The organism is Brevundimonas sp. (genome assembly GCF_016463485.1).
GTDB lineage: Bacteria > Pseudomonadota > Alphaproteobacteria > Caulobacterales > Caulobacteraceae > Brevundimonas.
Map to the genome: position 1 here is coordinate 1 of NZ_JAEMRD010000148.1, position 7,873 is coordinate 7,873.

The following is a 7,873-nucleotide window of genomic DNA, read 5'->3' on the forward strand; positions in this document are numbered from 1 at the left end:
ACGGCGGCGGCTGGGGCGGCAACAACGGTGGTGGCAACAACGGCGGCGGCTGGGGTGGCGGCAACAACGGCCGCGACTCGGTGACGGTCTATCGCGACGCCAACTTCCGCGGCCAGTCCCAGACCTTCTCGGGCGAGATCTACAACCTGGGCAACTCGGGCTTCAACGACGCCATCAGCTCGATGCAGTTCCGGGGCACGTGGGAAGCCTGCACCGACTCCAACTTCCGGGGCCAGTGCCAGCAGTTCGACGGTTCGGTCTCCAACCTGGACCGTTGGGGCCTGAACGACAGAATCTCGTCGATCCGCCCGGTGCGGCGCGGCGGAGGGGGCTGGTAAGGCTAGACCTCCAGAACCACCTTGCCGACATGGCGGCCCGCTTCCAGATGGAGGTGGGCCGCAGCGGCCTCGGACAGCGGGAACGTCGCCTCCACCGGCGGCCTGACCGCGCCAGACGCGACCCAGGGCCAGACCTTCGCCTCGACCGCCGCCGCCAGCCGGGCCTTTTCGTCGGCCGGGCGCGCCCGCAGGGTGGAGCCGGTCAGCACGATCCGATTCATCATGATTTTCGACAGGTCGATCTCCGACCGGGCACCCGAAAGCGTGGCGATGACGACCCATCGACCCAGAGGCTTGAGCGCGTCGAGATTGATCCGCGCATAGTCGGCTCCGACCATGTCCAGAACCACATCGACCCCGCCGGCCTCGGCCAGCGCCGCCGCGACGTCGTCGACCGAGGCGTCAAGGCTGATGTCGGCCCCCAGGGCCAGGGCGGCGGCCGTCTTGTCCGGGCCGCGAGAGGTGGCGATCACCCGGGCACCGGCGGCCCTCGCCATCTGGATCGCCGTCACCCCTATACCGCTGGTCGCGCCATGGATCAGCAGGGTCTCGCCGGCCTTCAGCCCGCCGGCCTCGAACACATTGGCGAAGACGGTGAAGACGGTCTCGGGCAGGGCGGCGGCCTGGATGAAATCCAGTCCTTCCGGAATCGGCAGGGCGTGCCGGGCATCGACGACGGCATATTGCGCATAGCCGCCCCCGCCGAGCAGGGCGCAGACCCGGTCGCCAGGCCGCCAGCGCCCCACGCCGCCTGAGCCGTCATCGGCGCCGATCCGGTCGATCTCCCCGGCGACCTCGAGACCCAGGATGTCCGGGGCACCGGCAGGCGGCGGGTATCGGCCCTGGCGCTGCAGCAGGTCGGGTCGGTTGACGCCGGCGGCGCGAACCTTGACGCGGACCTGGCCCGGACCGGGCTCCGGATCGGGACGTTCGGCGAGCGTCAGCGCCTCGGCGGGGCCGGAGCCGCCCTTGATCTCGATGACCTTCATGGGCGAGCTACCTTGCATTCATGCCGCGACAGGCGCTGAAATAGGGGCTCACACGGAGCATGGCCACAGGAGCCGGTGATGACGTTTGAAGATCTGGAGCCCCGCATCGGCCGCGGCGCAACCCTGACGGCGCTGGGCCGCGAGGACCTCGACCTGTATTCGGTTCAGGAACTGGACGAGCGGATCGCGGCCCTGGACACAGAGATCGCGCGCGCCCGGTCCGCCATCGCGGCCAAACAGGCCAAGAAGAGCGCGGCCGATGCCCTGTTCAACTTCGGTGCCTGACGAGGGTTCGCACACCGCCGGTACGCTGGCACGAGGGTTGCAGCCCCGAACCGCAGGGGCCGCCATGGCCCGAAAATCGATACGGACGCCAGCGCAGTTTCATGAGTATTATGGCCTTTATGACCACTGACGCTGCCTTGCCCGACATGCGGTCCCGCGCGGCCGAGATCCGCGACTTCGCGCGCTCGGAGCTGTTCGACCGTACCTTTGCCGAGGGGATGGAACTGGTCGAGGATATCGCCGCCTATCTGGACGGCGACGGGCGGCGCGAATCCAAGCTGCTGTCGCGCGCGGCGGCCCTGGCCTATGCGGCCGAGAGCATGAAGCTGACGACCCGTTTGATGCAGGTCGCGTCCTGGCTGCTGGTCCAGCGGGCGGTGCGCGAAGGCGACATGGAGCCCGACGCCGCCTGTGATCCGCGCTACCGCCTGACCCCACGCTCAACGGATGCCGAGCCAAGCCACGCCGACCTGCCGATCGCCCTGGTCGAATATGTGGTTCGCGCCGAGAAGCTCCACGACCGGGTCCTGTACCTCGATCGCCGGATGTATCTGGACGCGCCGGTGGAGGAGCCGGTGAACCCGGTCCTGAGCCAGCATGGCATGCTGGAAGCGGCGTTCAGGCTCTAGCGCCCCTTTCTCCTCGACGGGAGAAGCGCGTTCATCCCAGCGCCGCCTCATAGATTTCCGGCTTGAACCCCACGATCCGGCGGTCGCCCAGGTCCAGGATCGGCCGCTTGATCATCGACGGCTGGGCCAGCATCAGATCGACGGCCTTCGCCGCATCGATCCCCGCCCTGTCCGCCTCCGGCAGCGCCCGAAACGTGGTGCCGGACCGGTTGAGCACCGTCTCCCAGCCATGCTCGGCCACCCAGCCCTCCACCGCCGCCCGATCCACGCCCGCCTTCTTGTAGTCATGGAAGACGAAGGCCACCCCGCGCCCGTCCAGCCAGACGCGCGCCTTCTTGACGGTGTCGCAGTTGGGGATGCCGTAGAGGGTGTAGGTCATGGAACTCTTGAATGTCTGCTTTGCGCTACTGCACCAATAGCGGCTTTCGACCCAGTGCATACTCTCAGACTGGCGGCGGTGGCGGCGGTGGAGCCTGTGATCTTGCTCGCTCATCGACGTTACACCACGCCGCCAAGGTAGTGCCCGAATGCGGATCGAAGATGACGTTCACGGCTCGGCACCCACTATGAACAGCAAACGGCAGGTCTTTTTCCGCAACGACATGAATGCCTTTGCTAAACTCGCCCCCAAGCCCACGACTGGACAAAAACAGCCACAACTACCGGCTTCGTTCTTGGCTCGGGCCAGTTCGGGATTGGGTCGGTGATCGTGGTGAAGGGCAAGCTGCTCTCGGTGTGGACTCGTGGCGGTGAGTAGAACCGCGCGTATTGGTCGAGGGGTGCCGCACCGGGTGGCATAGCGATCTTTGCTTCCATGCGGCTCACGTCCCGTTCGCCGAATGGCGTTGGAGAGCAGGCGGATGTCGTCGCAAGAAGCAGGACCATCCAATATGCTCTCACGCGCGCCTCCATCCATCAGAGCAGGTTTGCATACCCAAAGTTTGTTTCCTAACTCCCTGACGGCCACCCCGCATGTCCGTTATCCGGCGCGGTGCCTTTGACTGCATTCGACCCGTTGCGGACTGTTAGCCCTGTCACCACTCTACAAAGCTCGCCGGACTGCAGCTTGGGCTTCCGCGCCGCAGTTTTCCGAGAAGAAGGTCTTGGCCTTAGCCCCGTGGTCGAAGAACGAACGAACGGAGGCCGTTGCCCGGGACCTCGCTTCCATCCGCGAGTCGGTCGTCCCGTAGAATGGATCGCTCAACTCACGCCAGCTTTCGAACTCATCCCGAAACCCTGCGTCGCCGCTCTCCACGAGCCGTTCTGACGCGGCTTCGCACTGCGATGCCAACCACCCTTCAGCTGCCAGCCGGTTCGGCTTATCTGCGCTACAGCCCCCGACGGGCAGCAGCACAAGTGCACCGATCAGCCAGCCAGCACGTTTGACGACGTGGCCCTTCGGACCGGACGCCTCATTAGTTCCTCGGCGGCCGTGGGTGCGCAACCCTCTGGGACAAGCAAGCATCCCGCGAGGCTATAAGCGAACATGTCTGTTTCCCACCCCTGACGGGCATCCAACGGTTCCGCTATCCGGCACAACGTATTCGACTGGGTTCGACCCGAAGCGGACGCTCGCGTTTGGCATGCCTGAGATCTGATCAATGCGCGGAATCCGCCGGCGGCCTTGTCCCAAACAAGCTGATCAGCTTATCCAATAGACGTACAACGGCGGTAAACATGACGCTATTGACGATCTCCGTAGGGTGTTGGCGATGACTTGCAGAACCCTTGGACGGGCCCTGGCGGCCGGTTGTGCCATGGCTGCGCTGGCGACTTCTACGCACTCCCAGGAGGCCGCATACAGTCCTGGTGATACGGTTCGCGACGCCCTGAATGATGGTGCCTTGGGGCCAGAGACGGTTGTCGTGCCGGCGGGCAGATTTCTGATGGGCTCGCCGGACAATGAAAAGTGCCGCGAGATAGCCGAGTGGCCGCAAGTAGAGATCACTATCTCGAAGCCCTTTGCTGTCGGCAAATATGAACTCACATGGGACGAGTGGGAAAAATGCGTCGCCAAGCAGGGCTGCCAAGACAACTCCCGCAAGGGTTACAGCGCGACACCGGATCCTGACTGGTCGGGTGATGCCGGTTATGGACGTGGCAGGCATCCCGTTATCAACGTCAGCTGGGATGATGCCGAGGCTTACGTAAAGTGGCTGAGTGCAGAAACAGGTGAGACTTACAGGCTGCTCAGCGAGGCCGAGTGGGAGTATGCTGCGCGCGCAGGATCAACGGGTCGATTTTCTTGGGGCGATGCCGAGCCGACGTGCGATGCGGGGCGGGAAAACAGAGCCAACTTCAACGGCCCTCATTCTGTGGGACTACTTGCAGGATGCAATGGCCGCCAAACCGAATCCGTTGGTTTTTCAGCACCCAACGCCTTCGGCTTGTACGACATGCATGGCAATGTCCGCGAATGGACGAAGGATTGCTTCCATGTCGACCTGGCCGAGATTCCAACAGATGGCATGCCCTGGGTGACCGATTGCGCCCGGGGCGGCGAAAGCAAGGTGTTCCGCGGCGGCTCGTTCACCGGAGGTGTCGCCCAATTGCGCTCGGCAGCCCGTCAAGCGACCCATGCTCGCGAAGTCAACATGGGGTTCCGCATCGCACGGGAACTGGATTGAGGGAGATTCCTGGCGAGTCCTTCAGTGCGGGAGCAGCGCTCGTATGGCCCTGCAGACGGCGGCGGACTGCAGTCGATACAATTCGAACGTTGGCCACATCGACGAGACTCGGAAGCGAACATCGGCTTTCGGGATGGGTCAGTCATGATCGGCAGCAATCTGGACTTCCGCTTTCCCCCCATAGCAGACTCTACGAGAGTCCGCTTTCGGGAGACGACCGCGTCTGTCGACACCCCGTGAAGGGATTGGTCGTTTCCGAAGCCCACGTGCAAAATCCGCCTCCACGCCCCGACCCTGGAACCGAACAGCCCCGTCCGCGCTTTGGCGGGTCCACGAGCGACCTATTATGTCCTATCCCTATCCCGAGACCCTCCCGTCCAAGGCCTTTGACGCGCCCCGGATCCAGCTGGCCGGCACCGTGGACTACGCCATGTACGACAGCTTCCGGCGCCAGTTCGCCATGGTCCCGAACGAGGGGCTGGTGATCATCGAGCTGTCGACCCTGGGCGGCGATCCAGAGGTGGCGAGGATGATGGGCGAGGACGTGCGGTTCCATACCGAGATCACGCCGAACCGGCGGCTGGTCTTTCTGGGCAAGGCAGCGATCTATTCTGCGGGGGCGACCTTCATGAGCTTCTTCGCCACGCCGAACCGCTATCTGACGCGCGGAACGCGCCTGATGATCCACGAGCGCAAGATGAACCGGACGCTTCAGGTCCAGGGCCCCCTGACCACCTGCATCGCCTCCATCAAGGCCGTGCTGCACGAGATCGAGCATTCGATCACCATCCAGAACGAGGGGTTCGAGAACCTGGTGCGGGGGTCGCAGATCACGATGGACGAGGTCCTCGAACGCGCGCCCGCGAACTGGTATCTGGAGGCCCAGGAAGCCAAGGCGCTGGGGATCATCCACGGCGTCATCTGATCCCGGACGGTCGCATGATCCTGTATTCCCACCCCTTCTCGTCCTACTGCCAGAAGGCGATCATCGCCCTGTACGAGAACGACACCCCGCATGAGGCCCGGCTGCTGGCGGACGGAGAGTCCATGGCGGCGCTCGAGGCGATCTGGCCGCGCCGGCAGTTTCCAGTGCTGGAGGACGACGGCCGCGTGATCCCCGAGGCGACCTCGATCATCGAACATCTGGCCGTGCATCATCCGGGGCCGATGGCGCTGATCCCCGCCGACCCGGCCGCCGCCGTCGAGGTCCGGATGATGGACCGGATCTTCGACAACCATGTCTCCAACGCCCAGCAGCGCATCATCTACAACGCCATTCGCCCCGAGGCCGAGCGCGACGCCCGGATCGACGGCGAGGCCCGCACGGCGCTGGACCAGATCTATCCCTGGCTGGACGCCCGGATGGCGGACCGGGAATGGGCGACGGATTACGGTTTCAGCCTGGCGGACTGCGCGGCGGCGCCGGCCCTGTTCTACGCCGACTGGACCCATGCGATTCCCGACGATCTGATCCACCTGAAGGCCTATCGCGCCCGACTGCTGGCGCGGCCGTCGGTCGCGCGGGCGGTGGACGAGGCCCGGCCGTATCGGGACTATTTCCCGCTCGGCGCGCCCGATCGGGATTGAGGAAGGAATTTATTCCTCTACAGGCCTTGTCAGTGCGTTATCCCGCACCATCTCTCGGACGGTCTTTGACATGTCGAGATAAGCGCGCACGGCCCCGGTAGCACCGCGCGGCCTGGCGGTCTGGCCGACACAGGGTCTCTAACCTGTTGAATTCATATACGGCCATTGGCGGTTTGGCGGTTTGGCGGCCTGTTTTTCGAGCGCCACCGCCATCGGTCAGCCGGGTTTCGGCTCCCCGTCCCGGAACCGCCACTTCATGATCAGCACCCCCAGGGCCATCACGAAGGCACAGGCGTTGGAGACCACGATGGGCCATGCCGAGGTCAGGACACCATAGGCCACCCACAGCACGAAACAGGTCACGGTCAGGGAATAGGTCCGCAAACTGACCGACGAGGCATCCCGCTCTTTCCAGATCTTGATCATCTGGGGTGCGAAGCTGACGATGGAACACAGGGCGGCGGCCGTGCCGACGACGTTGGCGACCAGATCGCTCATTTCGCGGCCGAGGGCTTGCGGGTCTTACGTTCGGCAGCCGGGGTCGCGGCCTTGGGCTGGGCCGCCTCGATGTCCTCCGCGCGAGCCGCCGGCTTGCCCTTGATCGGCCGGGCCGGCTTGCCCGCCTGAACGTCAAGGCCGCGCTTTTCGACCTCCTCGAGGATCTTGTCGAGCTCGCGTTCGGTCAGGTGCTCGATGCCGATGAACCGCGCATCGGCCTTCTTCACGGCATAGACGAGCTCATCCAGCTTGGCCTGCATGGCCGCCCCGTCGCGGTTCTGGGTATTCTGGATCAGGAACACCATCAGGAAGGTGATGATGGTCGTGCCGGTGTTGATGACCAGCTGCCAGGTCTCGCTGAACTTGAAGATCGGTCCCGTCACCGCCCAGATCACGACGATCCCCAGACAGGCGATAAAGGTCCACGGCTTGCCCGCGATCTTGGCCGTCAGGGTTGCGAAACGGACGAACAGCTTTTCCATGCGGCCCTAACGGCACCGCTTGGCGACGGTTCCGGACCGAAATTCCCTATCCCGCAAGGGGAAAAGGATTCTCGTTTCAGACAGGCTTCATCTCGATGACCTGCGGCGCAGGCTCTGGCGCGACCGGAGCCGGTGCGGGTCGGGCAGGCGGGGCCGAGGCCGGGACGTCGCGGCGACTTTGCAGCACCCGGCCCTGGAAATAGGCACCGACGTCGATCGACAGCTGTTCCGCGGTGATGTCACCGTCCAGATAGGCGGTCGAGATCAGCTTGACCTGTTTGCCGGTCACGGCACCGACGATCCGGCCCCGAACCTCGAGGTAGTCGGCCGCGACATTGCCCTCGATCGCGCCGGTCTCGCCGACGATCAGCCGACCGACGCGGACGTCACCCTTGACCGCGCCGTCGACCTGAAGATCGCCGGCACCCGAAATGACAC

At 64.6% G+C, this 7,873-nt stretch carries 11 protein-coding genes; 6 read left to right on the plus strand and 5 right to left on the minus strand.

Going from position 1 to position 7,873, the window contains the following annotated elements:
- Window positions 1-338 (plus strand): beta/gamma crystallin-related protein (locus tag JHC99_RS15865; RefSeq protein WP_292155478.1); only part of this gene is annotated, 338 nt, incomplete at its 5' end.
- Between the two features lie 2 nt (window positions 339-340).
- On the opposite strand, the gene JHC99_RS15870 is transcribed toward JHC99_RS15865, so the two are convergent.
- Window positions 341-1,327, minus strand: a complete 987-nt coding sequence (locus JHC99_RS15870; RefSeq protein ID WP_292155479.1) for an NAD(P)H-quinone oxidoreductase — start codon at window positions 1,325-1,327, stop codon at window positions 341-343.
- Window positions 1,328-1,405: 78 nt separating this feature from the next.
- Between JHC99_RS15870 and JHC99_RS15875 the strand changes: the two genes are divergently transcribed.
- The gene (locus tag JHC99_RS15875; protein ID WP_292155481.1) at window positions 1,406-1,612 is read left to right on the plus strand and encodes a DUF1192 family protein; all 207 of its coding nucleotides are present in this window, start codon (window positions 1,406-1,408) and stop codon (window positions 1,610-1,612) included.
- Window positions 1,613-1,731: 119 nt separating this feature from the next.
- Window positions 1,732-2,241, plus strand: a complete 510-nt coding sequence (locus JHC99_RS15880; RefSeq protein ID WP_292155483.1) for a DUF1465 family protein — start codon at window positions 1,732-1,734, stop codon at window positions 2,239-2,241.
- 31 nt (window positions 2,242-2,272) lie between these two features.
- Here the strand turns inward: JHC99_RS15880 and JHC99_RS15885 are convergent, their stop codons facing one another.
- Entirely contained in the window at window positions 2,273-2,620 is a 348-nt protein-coding gene (locus JHC99_RS15885; protein ID WP_292155485.1) for an arsenate reductase, read from the minus strand.
- 1,378 nt (window positions 2,621-3,998) lie between these two features.
- On the opposite strand from JHC99_RS15885, the gene JHC99_RS15890 reads away from it, so the two are divergent.
- From JHC99_RS15890 to JHC99_RS15900, 3 genes are all read left to right on the plus strand, one after another.
- Window positions 3,999-4,868, plus strand: coding sequence for a formylglycine-generating enzyme family protein (locus tag JHC99_RS15890; RefSeq protein WP_292155487.1), 870 nt, complete (start codon window positions 3,999-4,001; stop codon window positions 4,866-4,868).
- Window positions 4,869-5,214: 346 nt separating this feature from the next.
- Window positions 5,215-5,793 carry an ATP-dependent Clp protease proteolytic subunit gene (locus JHC99_RS15895; protein WP_292155488.1) on the plus strand — a complete coding sequence of 193 codons (579 nt, stop codon included), beginning with the start codon at window positions 5,215-5,217 and terminating at the stop codon, window positions 5,791-5,793.
- Window positions 5,794-5,807: 14 nt separating this feature from the next.
- The gene (locus tag JHC99_RS15900; RefSeq protein WP_292155490.1) at window positions 5,808-6,455 is read left to right on the plus strand and encodes a glutathione S-transferase family protein; all 648 of its coding nucleotides are present in this window, start codon (window positions 5,808-5,810) and stop codon (window positions 6,453-6,455) included.
- Window positions 6,456-6,671: 216 nt separating this feature from the next.
- On the opposite strand, the gene JHC99_RS15905 is transcribed toward JHC99_RS15900, so the two are convergent.
- From JHC99_RS15905 to JHC99_RS15915, 3 genes are all read right to left on the minus strand, one after another.
- Complete coding sequence (locus tag JHC99_RS15905) at window positions 6,672-6,953, minus strand: SemiSWEET family sugar transporter (protein ID WP_292155493.1); 282 nt, start codon at window positions 6,951-6,953, stop codon at window positions 6,672-6,674.
- On the minus strand, window positions 6,950-7,435 hold the full coding sequence (locus tag JHC99_RS15910; RefSeq protein ID WP_292155494.1) for a low affinity iron permease family protein: 486 nt from the start codon (window positions 7,433-7,435) through the stop codon (window positions 6,950-6,952). The genes JHC99_RS15905 and JHC99_RS15910 overlap by 4 nt, the downstream gene beginning before the upstream one ends.
- Window positions 7,436-7,511: 76 nt before the next feature.
- Window positions 7,512-7,873 (minus strand): polymer-forming cytoskeletal protein (locus JHC99_RS15915; protein WP_292155496.1); only part of this gene is annotated, 362 nt, incomplete at its 5' end.

Coding starts and splice junctions, on each gene's coding strand:
- JHC99_RS15900 (WP_292155490.1), top strand. CDS start 5,808: ATGATCCTGTATTCCCACCCCTTCTCGTCCTACTGCCAGAAGGCGATC.
- JHC99_RS15875 (WP_292155481.1), top strand. CDS start 1,406: ATGACGTTTGAAGATCTGGAGCCCCGCATCGGCCGCGGCGCAACCCTG.
- JHC99_RS15895 (WP_292155488.1), top strand. CDS start 5,215: ATGTCCTATCCCTATCCCGAGACCCTCCCGTCCAAGGCCTTTGACGCG.
- JHC99_RS15885 (WP_292155485.1), bottom strand. CDS start 2,620: ATGACCTACACCCTCTACGGCATCCCCAACTGCGACACCGTCAAGAAG.
- JHC99_RS15905 (WP_292155493.1), bottom strand. CDS start 6,953: ATGAGCGATCTGGTCGCCAACGTCGTCGGCACGGCCGCCGCCCTGTGT.
- JHC99_RS15880 (WP_292155483.1), top strand. CDS start 1,732: ATGACCACTGACGCTGCCTTGCCCGACATGCGGTCCCGCGCGGCCGAG.
- JHC99_RS15870 (WP_292155479.1), bottom strand. CDS start 1,327: ATGAAGGTCATCGAGATCAAGGGCGGCTCCGGCCCCGCCGAGGCGCTG.
- JHC99_RS15890 (WP_292155487.1), top strand. CDS start 3,999: ATGGCTGCGCTGGCGACTTCTACGCACTCCCAGGAGGCCGCATACAGT.
- JHC99_RS15910 (WP_292155494.1), bottom strand. CDS start 7,435: ATGGAAAAGCTGTTCGTCCGTTTCGCAACCCTGACGGCCAAGATCGCG.